The sequence below is a fragment of the Vibrio sp. V10_P2A27P122 genome (genome assembly GCF_963874335.1).
GTDB classification, from domain to species: Bacteria; Pseudomonadota; Gammaproteobacteria; order Enterobacterales; family Vibrionaceae; genus Vibrio; species Vibrio anguillarum.
The window spans coordinates 1-15,926 of record NZ_CAWNHY010000286.1 but is presented as its reverse complement, the minus strand read 5'-3'; the positions used below and the strand labels follow the sequence as shown (position 1 = coordinate 15,926).

General features: G+C 46.0%; 14 protein-coding genes. 2 read left to right on the top strand and 12 right to left on the bottom strand.

The features are described 5' to 3' along the window. Positions 1 to 45: 45 nt before the first annotated feature. The 7 genes from rodA to leuS form a co-directional block, all read right to left on the bottom strand. On the bottom strand, positions 46 to 1,167 hold the full coding sequence (gene rodA / locus AACQ17_RS15520) for a rod shape-determining protein RodA (RefSeq protein WP_094127312.1): 1,122 nt from the start codon (positions 1,165 to 1,167) through the stop codon (positions 46 to 48). Then, entirely contained in the window at positions 1,167 to 3,047 is a 1,881-nt protein-coding gene (gene mrdA / locus AACQ17_RS15515) for a penicillin-binding protein 2 (RefSeq protein ID WP_013857337.1), read from the bottom strand. The genes rodA and mrdA overlap by 1 nt, the downstream gene beginning before the upstream one ends. A 6-nt stretch (positions 3,048 to 3,053) precedes the next feature. After that, positions 3,054 to 3,524, bottom strand: a complete 471-nt coding sequence (gene rlmH / locus AACQ17_RS15510; RefSeq protein ID WP_013857336.1) for a 23S rRNA (pseudouridine(1915)-N(3))-methyltransferase RlmH — start codon at positions 3,522 to 3,524, stop codon at positions 3,054 to 3,056. Positions 3,525 to 3,527: 3 nt separating this feature from the next. Then, positions 3,528 to 3,845: a ribosome silencing factor gene (gene rsfS / locus AACQ17_RS15505; protein ID WP_013857335.1), complete on the bottom strand. Its 318-nt coding sequence runs from the start codon at positions 3,843 to 3,845 to the stop codon at positions 3,528 to 3,530. A gap of 62 nt (positions 3,846 to 3,907) precedes the next feature. After that, on the bottom strand, positions 3,908 to 4,933 hold the full coding sequence (holA, locus tag AACQ17_RS15500) for a DNA polymerase III subunit delta (protein ID WP_094147010.1): 1,026 nt from the start codon (positions 4,931 to 4,933) through the stop codon (positions 3,908 to 3,910). Positions 4,934 to 4,942: 9 nt separating this feature from the next. Next, entirely contained in the window at positions 4,943 to 5,569 is a 627-nt protein-coding gene (locus AACQ17_RS15495) for an LPS-assembly lipoprotein LptE (RefSeq protein ID WP_088732067.1), read from the bottom strand. Between the two features lie 136 nt (positions 5,570 to 5,705). After that, positions 5,706 to 8,279 (bottom strand): leucine--tRNA ligase, encoded by a 2,574-nt coding sequence (leuS, locus tag AACQ17_RS15490; protein WP_026028474.1) that lies wholly within the window; start codon positions 8,277 to 8,279, stop codon positions 5,706 to 5,708. Positions 8,280 to 8,401: 122 nt separating this feature from the next. Here leuS and AACQ17_RS15485 point away from each other — a divergent pair, with 122 nt between their 5' ends. Next, the gene (locus tag AACQ17_RS15485) at positions 8,402 to 8,872 is read left to right on the top strand and encodes a zinc ribbon-containing protein (RefSeq protein WP_026028123.1); all 471 of its coding nucleotides are present in this window, start codon (positions 8,402 to 8,404) and stop codon (positions 8,870 to 8,872) included. 58 nt (positions 8,873 to 8,930) lie between these two features. On the opposite strand, the gene lnt is transcribed toward AACQ17_RS15485, so the two are convergent. From lnt to miaB, 5 genes are all read right to left on the bottom strand, one after another. Further along, complete coding sequence (lnt, locus tag AACQ17_RS15480) at positions 8,931 to 10,451, bottom strand: apolipoprotein N-acyltransferase (RefSeq protein WP_094147011.1); 1,521 nt, start codon at positions 10,449 to 10,451, stop codon at positions 8,931 to 8,933. A 33-nt stretch (positions 10,452 to 10,484) separates the two neighbouring features. Further along, positions 10,485 to 11,360, bottom strand: a complete 876-nt coding sequence (gene corC / locus AACQ17_RS15475; RefSeq protein WP_010317353.1) for a CNNM family magnesium/cobalt transport protein CorC — start codon at positions 11,358 to 11,360, stop codon at positions 10,485 to 10,487. Positions 11,361 to 11,445: 85 nt separating this feature from the next. After that, a complete protein-coding gene (gene ybeY, locus AACQ17_RS15470; protein WP_013857329.1) occupies positions 11,446 to 11,910 on the bottom strand; it encodes an rRNA maturation RNase YbeY in 465 nt (154 codons plus the stop codon). Continuing rightward, positions 11,910 to 13,010 carry a PhoH family protein gene (locus AACQ17_RS15465; protein ID WP_094147012.1) on the bottom strand — a complete coding sequence of 367 codons (1,101 nt, stop codon included), beginning with the start codon at positions 13,008 to 13,010 and terminating at the stop codon, positions 11,910 to 11,912. The genes ybeY and AACQ17_RS15465 overlap by 1 nt, the downstream gene beginning before the upstream one ends. 70 nt (positions 13,011 to 13,080) lie before the next feature. Next, on the bottom strand, positions 13,081 to 14,505 hold the full coding sequence (gene miaB, locus AACQ17_RS15460; protein WP_017048014.1) for a tRNA (N6-isopentenyl adenosine(37)-C2)-methylthiotransferase MiaB: 1,425 nt from the start codon (positions 14,503 to 14,505) through the stop codon (positions 13,081 to 13,083). Between the two features lie 257 nt (positions 14,506 to 14,762). Here miaB and AACQ17_RS15455 point away from each other — a divergent pair, with 257 nt between their 5' ends. Further along, positions 14,763 to 15,914 carry a 2-octaprenyl-3-methyl-6-methoxy-1,4-benzoquinol hydroxylase gene (locus AACQ17_RS15455; protein ID WP_094147013.1) on the top strand — a complete coding sequence of 384 codons (1,152 nt, stop codon included), beginning with the start codon at positions 14,763 to 14,765 and terminating at the stop codon, positions 15,912 to 15,914. Positions 15,915 to 15,926 lie beyond the last annotated feature (12 nt).

The window sequence follows — 15,926 nt, the reverse complement described above, 5'->3', positions numbered from 1 at the left end:
GAAATAGACTCGTTAATATAAAAATAAATAGGGAGTTTCTCATGCTTAGGTTGCCTTAGAAAATGCTTTTCGGTGAGTGTGGATAGACATCAGTATGCCAAAGCCAGCCATGAGAGTGACCATGGATGTGCCACCATAGCTGATGAGAGCCAAGGGAACACCAACCACGGGTAAAATACCACTGACCATACCTATATTTACAAAAACGTAAACAAAGAAGCTGAGTACAATACTTCCAGCCATCATTCGGCCGAAAGCCGTTTGTGCGTTGCTCGCGAGGTATAGACCACGTCCGATGATAAAAAGATAAATAGTGAGTAAACACAAGATGCCAATCATGCCCCACTCTTCAGCAATGACGGCAAAAATGAAGTCGGTGTGCCGCTCAGGTAAGAATTCAAGTTGCGACTGTGTGCCGTGTAGCCATCCTTTTCCTGACAACCCTCCAGACCCAATGGCTATTTTACTCTGAATGATATGATAACCTGCACCGAGTGGATCGGATTCCGGATTGAAAAGTGTTCTGACTCGGGTTTTTTGATATTCACGCATCAGAAAGAACCAAAGCACAGGTATGAAGCCACCCAAAGCCACGGCGGCAGAAAAAATGATTCGCCAGCTTATTCCAGATAAGAAAATGACAAAAATGCCGGAGGCTGCAATCAATATTGAAGTGCCAAGATCGGGCTGCTTCGCGATTAGTACGGTAGGGATAAACACCATTAACAGCGAAACGACTAGGGTTTTAAAGGTGGGTGGAAGAGAACGTTTCCCTATGTAGCGAGCAACCATGAGAGGCACTGCGAGTTTAAGCAATTCTGAGGGCTGAAAACGAACAAAGCCTAAATTTAACCAGCGCTGAGCTCCCTTGGACGATTCGCCAAAAAACAGCACGCCGAGCAACAGCAGTACGCCGCAGAAAAACATAAAGGGTGCAAGAGACTCATAAGTTCTTGGGGAAATTTGAGCAAGAAAGATCATCACACCGAGAGCCAGTACCATGCGCATGGCTTGGCGATCCATCATAGTTAAGCTCTGACCGCTGGCGCTGTACATCACGACCAGCCCAAACCCCATCAATAACAAAATACCCAGCAGTAATGGCAAGTCGATGTGCAAGCGCTCAAAAAGCGCTCGATTTTGTCCTGTTGAAGGATCCAGTTCCATTATTTTTCAGCCTCTTTACCTAGAATGGCGCGGTCAAATATTTTCCTAACAACGGGTCCACCATTGCCAGAACCTCCCCCTGCGTTTTCGAGTACCAGAGTGACAATAAGCTGCGGGTCATCTACAGGTGCAAAGCCTGTGAATAGGGCATGGTCACGAAGGTGTTCGGCTAATTCATCGGCCTTATACACTTGGTTTTCTGCCAAGCCAAACACTTGCGCAGTTCCAGATTTTCCAGCGCTGACATATTTCATATTGGTAAATGAGCGCCGTGCGGTTCCTTTTTTACCGTGGTTTACAAGACGCATGCCATTGATTGCGATGTCCCAATAGCGTTTCGGCACCCCTTCGATCGGTGGCGAAGTTTCTAATTCTGAAAGCTCTTGCCTGCTAAACTCTTCACCATTTTTGAGCGTCGAACGCAATAAATGCGGCGCAATCACTTTGCCGTGATTAACCAGCACGGAAGTCGCTTTGGCAATTTGCATCGGTGTTGATGTCCAATACCCTTGGCCAATGCCGACCGGAATCGTATCACCTTGATACCAAGGGGTTCGGTGACGTGCCATTTTCCACTCACGCGTTGGCATGTTCGCTTTGCCTTCTTCATAAATGTCTAAACCTGTATAGTCACCAAAGCCAAATTTCATCATCCAACTAGAGAGACGATCAATACCCAAGTCGTAGGCGATTTGGTAAAAGAAGGTATCGACAGACTCTTCGAGCGCCTTATTAATGTCCACTCGACCATGCCCCCAGCGCAACCAGTCTCGGAAGGGCCGCGTTTTGGAGTTTGGTATCACCCAATAACCAGGATCATTACGTGTTGTTGTTGGGGTTATAACCCCTTCTTGAAGTGCAGCGACGGCAATAAAAGGTTTAATCGTTGAGCCGGGAGGGTAAATACCAAGTGTCGCTCGATTGACTAACGGGCGGTCTGGGTCATTGAGAAGTTCGTTGTAGGCGGCGCTAGAAATACCATGTACGAATGGGTTTGGATCGTAGCTTGGACTTGATGCCATGGTAAGGACACCGTTATCTTTTGGATCGAGCACTACAATTGAACCTCGACGGCCATCCAACAACTTGTGCACATAAAGCTGCAGATCAATGTCCAAGCTTAATACAATGTCTTTCCCTGCCACGGGAGGGACGTATTTTAAGGTGCGAATGATGCGTCCTCGGCTATTGACCTCAACTTCTTGGTAGCCAGCCGTACCGTGCAGCACATCCTCATAAAAGCGTTCAATCCCCAGTTTGCCAATATCACGAGTGGCTTGGTAATTGGCTGAGCGCTCTTCGCGTTCTAGACGTTCCATATCTCGGTCATTGATTCTGGATACATAACCGATAACATGAGTGAGAACTTCACCATAGGGGTAGTAGCGCTTTAAGCTTGCGCTTACTGATACACCGGGAAACTTGTGCTGATTGACCGAAAAAATAGCCACTTCTTCCGGTGTTAACTGTGTCAAAAGCGGCACTGAATTAAACCGGCGTGTCTGACGACGCTCTTTTTCAAAGGTGGCAATTTTTTCTGGTGAGATGGTCAGGTATTGCTGTAAGCGCGTGATCGTATCATCCATATCGCGCACTTGCTCAGGTGTGATCTCTAAGTTGAATACTGGGCGGTTTTCCGCTAGTAGCACACCATTGCGGTCATAAATTAACCCTCGATTAGGCGCAATCGGGACGATTTTGATTCGGTTATCATTGGATCGCGTTTTGTAATCTTGATATTGGTTAATTTGAATATGGTACAAATTGGTAAGCAGAACGCCCACCAGCATGATGATCGCAATAAAAGAGACAATTGCTCGGTTGCGAAACAGCCGAGCTTCTGATTGGTAGTCACGAATTTGGCTACGCTTACGTAACATGAATAGTTATTCTCGGTGATAAGGGTGATTAGCCGTAATACTCCAAGCGCGGTACAAACTCTCTGCCATGACCACTCGAACCAAAGGGTGAGGAAGTGTCAACGGCGAAAGCGACCAGCTCTGCTCTGCGGCGGCTTTGCATGCAGGAGAAAGCCCTTCAGGGCCACCAATTAAAATCGATACATCACGGGCATCGAGCTTCCAACTTTCAAGTTGTTCCGCCAGTTGTTCGGTATCCCAACGTTTACCTGGAATATCGAGAGTAACAATTCGATTGCTTTTTGGCACGGCCGCGAGCATAGCTTCGCCTTCTTTTTGCAAAATTCTTGCAATATCCGCATTTTTGCCACGTTTGCCCGCTTGTATCTCCACTAATTCAAGCGGCATATCGTGTGGAAAACGTCGGCGGTACTCTTGAAAGCCTTCTTCTACCCATTTCGGCATTTTGGTACCAACGGCAATCAACTGAATTTTCAAAACTTAACTCCAAAGTTTTTCAAGCTGGTACAGATCACGGTGCTCTTCTTGCATAACATGCAACATGCTGCTGCCCATGTCTAGCACGACCCATTCGCCTTCACTTTCGCCATCCATACCCAGTGGTTCCATGCCCACTTTTTTGACTTCAGTTGCGACATGTTCGGCAATCGAGGCTACATGTCGTTTTGATGTGCCTGTGCAAATGATCATGTAATCGGTGATGCTAGATTTTCCCTTAACATCTAAGGTTTTGATATCAATGGCTTTCATATCGTCGGCTTTATCGGCAAGAAAGTCTTTCAATTCGTGGTGTTGCAAGCGTCATCTCCTTTAAAAATTGGTCTGGTTACTGACAAAATGACGCGGAGTATAACACGCCTTCAAGCCAACTTTGATACAACGGACTGTGGCAAGCAAAATTCAACACTGATTTGCTGCAATATTGGCCAAGTTGAGGTTTCATACTGAGTTTTAGTTACTCTTTCGGCTTGGGTGAGTAATGCAATCAACTGTTTGAGTTTATCTCTCGATAGTCTTTTTAAGCTTGCCGCGTACCAAGGTCGCTTGGATTGCCAAATTCGGTACTTATCAAAGATTGAGCCAATCGGCATCTGGGTTAAATCTTGATGCATTTGCAGCAGCAGTAGCAGCTCTTTTTGTAGGCTACGTATCAGAATCACAGGCTCAGTGCCTTCGGTAATGAGCTGGCGTAAAATACGTTGTGACCGATTCGCTTGCCCTTCGAGCAGCGCATCGATCCAGTGAAAGACAGTGAAGTGGTTATGTCGGCTTAATGACTCTTCTAAGCGGATCAGCGTCAGTAAGCCATCTGGATAGAGTAGTGCGAGTTTTTCTAAGCTTTGAGATAGCGCGAACAGATTGCCTTCATGCCATTGCGCCAGCATCTGCACTGCTTCTTGATCAGGTTTTAGCCCCAATGCGCGGCAGCGCATCATGACAAATTGTGGCAGTTTGCTGATATCCGGGGTTAAGCAACTCACCCAACATCCTAGGCTTGAGAGTGTCTTAAACCATTTAGTGCTTTCTTGTGCTTTGGTTAATTTCTCACCGATAATCACAAGTAGTACGTCAGGATGAAGCGATTGACCTAGGGCGACGAGCTCTTTTGCTGTTGCCGCATTTGCACCCGTTTCAGGTAATTCAATTTCAATGATTTTTTTGCTGGAAAATAAACTTAAAGCTTGGCAGCAGTCATAGACTTGATCCCAGTTTAAATGGGCATCAGCACTGAAACGATGGCGTTCTTCAAATCCTTGTTCTAATGCTTTTTTCTCTATCGCCACGCGTGATTCTTGCAGCAATAGCGGTTCGTTGCCAAACAGTAAGTAAAGCCCCATCAAGGGCTTGTTTAAGTGATCGGCCAGCTTGTCAGCAAATATTCTCATTACTCGCCTTTAGTTTGTCGCAGGAGCCGTGAATTGTGACGGTTCACTTTCCACGGTGTTTATCTCATAGGCCTGCTGGTCTGTTCGCTGCTGTTCATTTTCTTGTTGTTCAAGTTGATGTTCATTCGCTGCAATATCGGCTTTTAGACGTGCCATTTGGCGTAAAATTTGAGTTGCGGCTAGTTTGCGCATCTCATCTTCAATCATGTCTCGCTCTACCGATTTAGCGAGAGCAGTTAATGGGTTATCAAGATAGCTACGAGTTACACTGGTTGAAAACGTTTTTATCCCCACTTCAGGCAGAGTGACGCGATACGCTGCATTAAAAGTGAGTTCTTTTTCTGCCGCACGAGTATTTTGATAAAGCGAAAGCGTCCGTTCACCAACACTCTCGCTTATTAGATAGATGTTTGGCACCGTCTCTGAGGGGGAAACAATCTCAATGTCACTCATTCGTAATTGATTTTTTACCATACGAGTGAAGGTACTGTATTGGTCGTAGCTGGTGACAGAGACTCGATTGAGTTCTTCAGGAACGGAGTAATCGCCACGAAGATGAAAGCCGCAAGCTGAGAGTAGGCTGCTCATAATAACAATTAACGATAATTTCAGAGAGTAAGACGAAATTTGGCGCATTGGGGTTAAGTTCTCATATATTTAGGTGACTTATCTTAGCGCTCTATAGCTCTGTGGGTAAGAACGCTAAGATAAATCAACAGGGCAGCGAGCTACCCTGTTGATAAACCAGTTATTACGACATTAGGCTGCGATATTAGTTCGCAACGATGTTCAGTAACTTACCTGGTACATAGATAACTTTACGAACGGTTAAGCCATCCGTAAATTTCATGACGTTCTCGTCTGCTAAACCGAGTGCTTCAACCTGATCTTTACTTGCATCAGCGGCTACGGTCAGCTTACCACGAAGTTTTCCGTTAACTTGTAGGACGATCAGTTTTTCATCTTCCACTAGGGCGGATTCGTCGTAGGTCGGCCACACGGTATTATCTACATCACTCTCACCCAGTGCATTCCACAGTTCAAAGCTGATATGAGGAGTGATTGGGTAAAGCATGCTGACAACCGCTTTTAAAGCCTCGTCGAGAATGGCCCGATCTTGCACGGATTCTTGTGACGCTTTAGTGAGTTTATTCATCAACTCCATAATCGCAGCAATGGCGGTATTGAACGTCTGGCGGCGTGCAATATCGTCAGTCACTTTGGCGATGGTTTTATGCACATCACGACGCAGCGCTTTTTGTTCACCAGTAAGAGAGGCGCTATCTACCGCTTCAGCCACACCTTTAGCGCTATGTTCTGCAACCAGTTTCCAGACGCGTTTTAGGAAGCGGTTAGCACCTTCTACACCAGACTCTTGCCATTCAAGCGTCATGTCAGCCGGAGAGGCAAACATCATGAATAGACGAACCGTATCGGCGCCATACTTATCAACCATCTCTTGCGGGTCGATACCGTTGTTTTTCGACTTAGACATTTTGATCATGCCTGAGTGCTCAACGTTGCGGCCTTGGTTGTCTACGGCTTGAGTGATGCGACCTTTACCGTCGCGTTCCACTTTTACGTCAGTTGGCGCTACCCACTCTTTGGTGCCTTTCTCGTTCGTGTGGTAGAACGCATCTGCCAATACCATGCCTTGGCAAAGTAGTTGCTTGAAAGGTTCATCTGAAGTGACATAGCCTGCATCACGCAATAGCTTATGGAAGAAGCGTGAGTAGAGCAGGTGCATACAAGCATGCTCAATACCACCGATGTATTGGTCTACTGGTAACCAGTAGTTTGCCTTCGCTGGGTCTAAAATATCGTCCGCTTGTGGTGAACAGTAACGAGCGTAATACCAAGATGACTCCATAAACGTATCGAAGGTATCGGTTTCACGTAGTGCAGGCTCGCCATTAAAGGTGGTTTTGGCCCACTCTTTGTCGGCTTTGATTGGGCTAGTTACACCATCCATCACAACATCTTCTGGTAGAATGACGGGCAGTTGATCAATTGGCACTGGGTGAACTTGGCCATCTTCAGTGGTCACCATAGGAATCGGCGCGCCCCAGTAACGTTGGCGAGAAACCCCCCAGTCACGTAGACGGAAATTAACGGTTTTCTTGCCTTTACCTTCAGCCTCCAGCTTGGCTGCAATAGCATCAAATGCTGCTTGGAAGGCTAAACCATCAAATTCGCCAGAACCAAACAGGACTCCTTTTTCAGTGTACGCAGCGCTAGACACATCGACTTCAGAGCCATCTTCTGGTTTGATGACTGGAATGATGTCTAGGCCATATTTGGTGGCGAACTCAAAATCACGTTGGTCATGAGCAGGTACGGCCATCACCGCGCCTGTACCGTAATCCATCAGCACAAAGTTGGCGATATAAATAGGCACTTCACGACCATTTAAAGGATGAATGGCCGTTAGGCCCGTATCCATGCCTTTCTTTTCCATGGTCGCCAGTTCAGCTTCTGCAACTTTGGTGTTCTTACATTCGTCAATAAAAGAAGCTAAAGCAGGGTTATTTTGCGCTGCAATGGTCGCTAATGGATGACCAGCCGCAATGCCCACATAAGTGACACCCATCAAGGTATCAGGGCGAGTGGTATAGACGTCGAGATCTGAATGACCGTTGACACCAAACTTGAGCTCTACGCCTTCTGAGCGACCAATCCAGTTACGCTGCATGGTTTTGACCATTTCAGGCCAACCCTCTAAGTTCTCTAAATCGTCCAACAGTTCTTGTGCGTACGCGGTGATCTTAATAAACCATTGTGGGATCTCTTTTTGTTCTACTGGTGTATCACAACGCCAGCAGCAGCCATCTTCAACTTGCTCGTTGGCGAGAACGGTTTGGTCGTTTGGACACCAGTTAACGGAAGAGGTTTTCTTGTAGACTAAGCCTTTTTGATACAGCTTAGTGAAGAACTCTTGTTCCCAGCGGTAATATTCTGGCGTGCAAGTGGCGAATTCACGGCTCCAATCGTAGCCAAAACCCAGCAGTTTTAACTGGTTTTTCATGTACTGAATGTTTTCGTAGGTCCAAGGCGCTGGTGCCGTTTTGTTTTTTACAGCCGCATTTTCAGCGGGTAGGCCAAATGCGTCCCAACCAATGGGCTGCATAACGTTTTTGCCTTGCAGACGTTGAAAACGAGAGACTACATCACCGATAGTATAGTTACGCACGTGACCCATGTGCAGTCGGCCACTTGGGTATGGGAACATAGAAAGACAGTAGAATTTTTCTTTATTTGGGTCTTCACTTACAACAAAGGTCTTGTTGTCATCCCAGTGCTGTTGAACTTTTTGTTCAATATCTTGCGGGTTATATTGCTCTTGCATCGATGATATCCGGTTATCTTGGAATTTGTGAGTTCGGTTAGAACAGAGTCTAATAGATCGACATAGAATACCTAAAGCAGGGGTACACAACAATAGCCAATCTGGTTTGATGGAGGTGGGTGATGCCAAAACGTAAAACAAGTTACGAAGAGATTGTGGATGACGTGATTGAAACGCTCAAACATAGTCCTGATGAAATGTCCCAAGTTTTGCAGACATCAGGTAAGGTTGTTGATGCTGCCAATAATCTCACCAAAGATGAATTGGCGCTTATTTCTGCCTATGTAAAAGCGGATCTCAAAGAATTCGCGGATAGTTTTGAAGAGAGTAGAAGCAGCCCATTTTCATTGATGATTACCAATTCAATTTGGCAGGGGCTTTTTGAAATCACCGATAAAACAAAAGTGGAATGGGTGGAATTGTTTCAAGATTTAGAACGACAAGGTTTGTATCAAGCGGGGGAGATAATAGGCCTTGGGATGTTACTGTGTGACCATTGTGGGCATAAAACCCAGTATAATCATCCAACTGAAATTATGCCTTGTATTCAATGTGGGCAAACGGCTTTTACTCGTCAGCCATTAAAACCTTAAGCGTTAAGCGTTGCCGATAGAAAACACCAAAAAGGCGCTGAAATGCGCCTTTTTGAGGTTAAGAATGAGGTGAGTGACGTCTTGTCCATCCGACGATCAAACTGAGTAACACCCAGACGTAGAGCGGCCAAGTGCCGACAGCGTGATACGGCGTCTCTCCTTTGGTCGACGTGATGGTTGCTTTCAATACGGCTGTTTCAAATTGTGGGATCTGCTGCGTTATTTTACCTTTGTGATCCGTCACAGCGGTGACACCATTGTTGGTTGAACGAATGAGCGGTTTACCCAGCTCTAAAGCTCTCATCCGAGCAATCTCCATATGTTGCAATGGGCCATTTGAATGCCCAAACCACGCATCGTTAGAGAGGGTTAAGATAAAATCTGTTTCATCAGTGACATTTGCTCTGACTTGTTCATTGAAGATGATTTCATAGCACAGTGCCGCGGCTAGGTGTCTACCCTTGGCAATCAGATTCGGTTGAATATAGTCACCACGGCTAAATGAAGACATCGGCAAGTTGAAAAAGGGTGCGATGGGCCTGAGCCAATCTTCAAATGGCACAAACTCACCAAATGGCAATAAATGATGCTTATGGTAGCGAGCGTCAGAGTCATAACGGTAGTCGCCATAAGGGTTGGTGCTAAGTACCAGAATGCTGTTGTAAAAAGATCGCTCTGGGCTTTGGTTGAGCACGCCTGTGACAATCGCACTGTCGTTCATTTTTGCCGCAGAATCTAAGTTACTCAAATAGGAAGGGATCTCGAATTCAAATGCGGGAATCGCTGCCTCTGGCCATACGATAATATCTGCGTCCCAGTTTTCTCGACTGAGATCGGTGTAGGCCATGATGGTTGGCCAGCGCTGATTGGGAAGCCATTTTTCCGCTTGCTTAATATTACCTTGAATCAGTGCGACGCGAGTTTGTGTGCTGGGATCGGGAGTGACCCAATCGAAATTGCGTAGTCCAAATCCCGTCGCCAATATGGTCAGAGGAATCAGCACGAGTATCCAAGAGCGCTTAAGCCACGTCATGGCTAGAGCGCTAGAACAGAGGAGCGTTAAGAAGGTGACCAGCTCAACGCCTCCCAGTGGTGCGAAACTGGCAAGCGGGCTATCAATTTGACTATAACCAAGCCATAACCAAGGAAAGCCGGTCATTACCCAGCCTCGAAGCCAATCGGTAATTAGCCAAAGCGCAGGGGTGGCTAATAAAAAATGGCTGATAGTGTTACGGCGGAAAAAACGGTTGAGTAAGCCAGTGAAAAGCCCAGAATAAAGGGCTAAATAACCGACCAGTAATGACATCAGGAACAGGCTGGCAATTTTGGGCATACCACCAAAGGTATCAATACTGACGTGCACCCAACTGATGCCAAAAGCAAAAAAACCTAAGCCCCAGCAGTATCCGATCCATGCTGCTTTTTTAGCTGGTTGCTGATTAATGAGCAACAATAGCAACATGGGGGTGAGTATGGCCAGCGGCCAAAACTGATAAGGAGCAAAAGCGAGTGGGGTTAATGCGCCAACAAAAGCGGCCGCAAGCGGCCGCATTAGGCGATGAAAAAGTGCTTTAATCATCTATCTCATTCTGCTGATGTGAATGGGGTTATGTCACTCTTCTGCTATCACTGGAAGTGATTCAAGATCAGGAATAGTGACTTGCAGTTGAACCACTCGGCGGTTGTCTGCTGCGGTGACTTTAAAGCTGTATTTGTCGATCTCTACAACTTCGCCACGGCTTGGCAGGTGACCAAAGGCTGTCATCACCAATCCCCCTACAGTATCCACTTCTTCATCGCTGAACTTAGTACCAAAGGTTTCGTTAAACTCTTCGATGGTGGTCAGCGCTTTAACTGCAAAAGTATGTTTGCTGAGCTTACGGATATCCAATTGTTCTTCATCATCGAACTCGTCTTCAATGTCGCCAACGATTTCTTCCAAAATATCTTCAATGGTCACTAAGCCAGACACGCCACCGAATTCATCCACGACGATCGCCATGTGGTAACGCTCCTCTCGGAACTCCTTCAATAAGCGATCAACCCGTTTACTTTCTGGTACCACGACTGCCGGGCGGATCACTTCTAAAATGTTAAAAGGTGCACTGTCTGAACCTAAATATTTGAGTAAGTCCTTCGCTAGTAGAATGCCTTCAACATGGTCTTTATCTTCACTGATCACTGGATAACGTGAGTGCTGAGCATCGGTGATCAGCGCAATTAAGGTATCCAAGTCATCGTTTTTATCGATAGTGACCATTTGTGAGCGTGGGATCATAATATCACGCACGCGCATCTCAGAAATCTCCATCACACCTTCAAGCATATCTCTTGTGTCATGGTCGATAAGGTCATTGATTTCAGAGTCGCGGATCACATCCACAAGCTCTTGGCGATCTCTCGGATCACCTTGAAATAATTGGCCTAGGCGTTCAAAGAAGGACTTTCTACTCGGACCTTCAGAATTCTGGGGGTTATCTTCGTTCATTGTTTCTCTAATTTTCCTCGCTATCAGATGTGTGATAGCACACGTATCGTACCGACTTTAGCGGTACTAGCTTCATTGTCTGGAGCTATTCCTTCTCAGCAATATACGGGTCTTCAAAGCCCATTTTTTGCAGAATTTCAGTTTCAAGAGATTCCATCTCTTCGGCTTCATCATCATCGATATGATCATAACCTAGCAGATGTAGACTGCCGTGTACAACCATATGAGCCCAGTGTGCCATCAACGGTTTTTGTTGCTCATCGGCTTCTTGTTCCACCACTTGGCGGCAAATGACAAGGTCACCGAGCAAATCCAACTCTATGCCCGGAGGCATCTCAAAAGGGAAGGATAGCACGTTGGTCGGCTTATCTTTTCCTCGATAATCGCGATTGAGCTGTTGACTCTCTTCGGAATCAACAATTCGCACAGTGACTTCCGCTTGTTCCTGAAATGGGGTCACCGCGTGAGTTAACCAATGGCTGATATCATCAAAAGTAGGTAACCCTTGCTCATTTTTGACCGCTAATTGTAAATCTAGTTCGATACTCATTATTCACCAACGTTTTTTGTTGCGGTTACTGTATTCACTTCAGTATAAACATCCACAGGCTTTACTTCTCGCTCTTCACGACGACGTTGCTCTTGAGCTTTACGCTCTTTTTGGTCCTGAGCTTCCCATTTTTCGTAAGCGTTGACGATACGAGCAACCACTGGATGACGTACGACATCATCAGACAAAAAGAAGTTGAAGCTGATTTCGTCAACTTCATTGAGCACTTCAATGGCATGGCGAAGACCTGAACGAGCGCCACGCGGCAAATCGATTTGTGTCACATCACCCGTAATAACGGCTCTTGAATTAAACCCAATCCGTGTCAGGAACATTTTCATTTGTTCAACGGTAGTGTTTTGACTTTCATCTAAAATAATAAAAGCATCGTTGAGCGTACGTCCGCGCATGTAAGCGAGTGGCGCAACTTCAATCACATTGCGTTCAATGAGCTTTTCTACTCGCTCAAAGCCAAGCATTTCAAACAACGCGTCATAAAGCGGTCGTAGGTACGGGTCGACTTTTTGGCTTAAATCACCGGGTAGGAAGCCCAATTTTTCACCTGCTTCAACCGCCGGGCGTGTTAACAAAATTCGACGAACTTCTTGGCGCTCTAGCGCATCAACTGCAGCGGCAACGGCTAAGTAGGTTTTACCTGTCCCTGCAGGGCCAATACCAAAGCTGATGTCGTGCGTCACCATGTTAACGAGATACTGAGCTTGGTTAGGCGTACGCGGCTTTATCAGCCCTTTCTTGGTCTTAATGAAGACTTCTTTGCCATGTTGAATACTTGATTCAGACTGCTGCTCAAGGATCCCTGAATCTTTGATGGCTAGATGAATTTGCTCTGGTTCGATATCAGGAATTTGACCACGTATGGGTGAGGTATTAACGTACAAAGATTTGATAATATCCAACGCAGCAGCGGCAGTGTGTGGTTTACCGACTATGGTGAAAAACTGGCTGCGGTGATTAATTTCAACACCAAGACGGCGTTCTAATTGTTTGATGTTGTCATCGAATGGACCGCACAGGCTAGCAAGACGGCGGTTGTCTGAAGGTTCTAGATCTATCTCTAGCGTAACAATTTTATTGCTCAATGTTGCCTCTCAGTTTGCCATGGTACAGTGCCCGATTATGATCGAGCACTGTATGACATTATGCTTAAACCTAAGGTGTAAAAGTGGCTACCCCTAGCTCATTTTCTCGACGTGTTTTCGCCATCATTTGCGTTGGTGAAATCACGGTGCGAAGATCCATCGCTTGTTCAGTGCGAACTAGTTCACCACGCAGTGAGTTGGCAAACACATCGACAATTTTCACATCGACAAATTGGCCAATCAGATCGGCGGAGCCTTCAAAGTTAACGACACGGTTATTTTCGGTACGGGCGCGAAGCTCCATTAGATTTTTCTTAGATGGGCCTTCGACTAATACGCGTTGTTCTGTACCTAACATCAAACGTGAGTAACGCATCGCTTGTGCGTTGATTGTTTGCTGCAGTTCATATAAACGCTCTTTTTTGGCGTCTTCTGATAAATCACATGGGTAATCAGCGGCTGGTGTACCCGGGCGAGGGGAGAAGATAAAGCTGAAGCTCATATCAAAATCAACGTCTTTAATCAGCTTCATTGTATCTTGAAAGTCTTTATCTGTTTCACCGGGGAAACCGACAATAAAGTCAGAACTAATTTGGATCTCTGGGCGCGCCTTACGCAGTTTGCGAATAATGGATTTGTACTCAATCGCGGTGTGTGGGCGCTTCATCATGGTTAAGATTCGGTCTGAACCACTTTGTACCGGAAGATGCAGGAAACTCACCAGTTCAGGTGTGTCTTCATAAACGGCAATAATATCGTCGGTAAATTCGAGTGGGTGGCTGGTGGTGAATCGAATGCGATCAATACCATCAATAGAGGCGACTAAACGTAGCAGATTAGCAAATGAACAGATTTCACCATCGTGCATAGGGCCACGGTATGCGTTAACGTTTTGTCCTAAAAGATTGACTTCGCGTACACCTTGCGCCGCGAGTTGCGCGATTTCATACAACACATCATCCATCGGGCGACTGACTTCTTCACCGCGAGTGTAAGGTACTACGCAGTAAGTGCAGTATTTTGAACACCCTTCCATAATAGAGACGAATGCGGTTGCGCCGTCTGCTTTTGGTTCTGGTAAACGGTCGAATTTTTCAATCTCTGGGAACGAAATGTCCATGACTGGTGCATCGTTGGTTTGCGATTGTTTTATCATTTCTGGCAAGCGGTGTAGGGTTTGCGGGCCAAAAATAACATCAACAAAAGGAGCGCGTTCACGGATGTGATCACCTTCTTGGGTTGCAACACAGCCGCCAACGCCAATCACGACGCCTGGTTTTTTATCTTTCAATGTTTTCCAACGACCCAGTTGGTGAAAGACTTTCTCTTGTGCTTTTTCTCGGATCGAACAGGTGTTAAGTAATAATACATCTGCTTCCTCTGGCTCTTCCGTTAGCTCGTAGCCGTTTGCAGCGTTAAGCAGGTCGGCCATTTTTGATGAATCGTATTCGTTCATCTGGCAGCCCCAGGTTTTAATTAGCAGTTTCTTACTCATCTCACTTTCGCTCGTCTTATTGGTCTAAATTGGTTGAACTAATGCTCAAATTGTAGCCGCCATCTCGGCGGTAAGCCGCGTATTGTACTGCTTTAAAAAGTCACTGACTAGTCATCCAATAAAATCTCTCGCATGTTCCGTCATCTCTAGATTTTTACCATAGAAAGTGCAGGGTTTTTGTGTAAAAAAATTCGCAAAAAAGAGCTGAAAACGTACAATGAAAATCGACTCAAAACTCAGACGATTAAGTGTAAACAATGAACAATTTTGACGTGGTGGTGATTGGCGGTGGCATGGTTGGGGCGGCAGTGGCTATAGGCTTTGCTAAGCAAGGTCGCACGGTTGCTCTGGTCGAAGGTATAGAGCCTGAAGCGTTTACAATAAACCAAGCAATGGATCTGCGCGTTTCAGCCATTTCGCAAACTTCGGTTCAGTTACTTACTGACTTAGGCGCATGGGATGAAATTATGCAAATGCGTGTTTGCCCTTATCGCCGCCTAGAAACCTGGGAGCACCCAGAGTGCCGTACTCGTTTTCATAGCGATGCATTGGGCCTCCCTCAGCTGGGTTATATGGTCGAAAATCGTCTTATTCAGATCGGATTGTGGGGGCAATTTGTGCACTATCCGAATTTGCAGGTTTTTTGTCCTGATAAGCTCAAGCACATTGTGTTTGGCCAACAAAATAGCGTGCTTTTAGAGTCAGGCGCAACTCTTACTGCAACTTGGGTGATTGGTGCGGATGGTGCAAATTCTCTTGTGCGGCAGCTGGCGGGAATTGGTATTACCGCGTGGGATTATCGACACCATTGCATGTTGATCAATGTCGAAACTCATCAACCTCAGCAAGATATTACTTGGCAGCAATTTTTTCCATCCGGCCCGCGCTCGTTTCTTCCTTTACCGGGTAATCAAGCTTCTTTGGTATGGTATGACTCACCAAAACGAATTCGCCAATTGTGTGCGATGAACAAGCAGCAGTTAAGGGAGCAAGTGTTGGCCTCTTTTCCTGAGGAACTAGGCGATATTAACGTGTTGCAGTGTGGGGCATTTCCCCTCACTCGTCGTCATGCTCAGACATATGCGAAACGGCAATGTGTTTTGGTTGGCGATTCAGCACACACGATTAACCCTCTGGCTGGGCAAGGGGTGAATTTAGGGTTTAAAGATGTAAAAGCGTTATTAGCTGTGACACAAAATCAAGAAGCTTTAACACAAGCGCAATTACGGAATTATGAAACATGCAGAAGGCCGGATAACTTAGTGATGCAATCAGGAATGGATCTGTTTTATAAAACGTTCAGCAACGAGGTTTTGCCAGCAAAGTTGGTGCGCAACGCGGTATTGAAGTTGGCCGAACATTCAGGCCCAGTGAAGGAAAAACTGTTGAAATACGCGTTAGGTTTGTAGTGCGATTTGAGC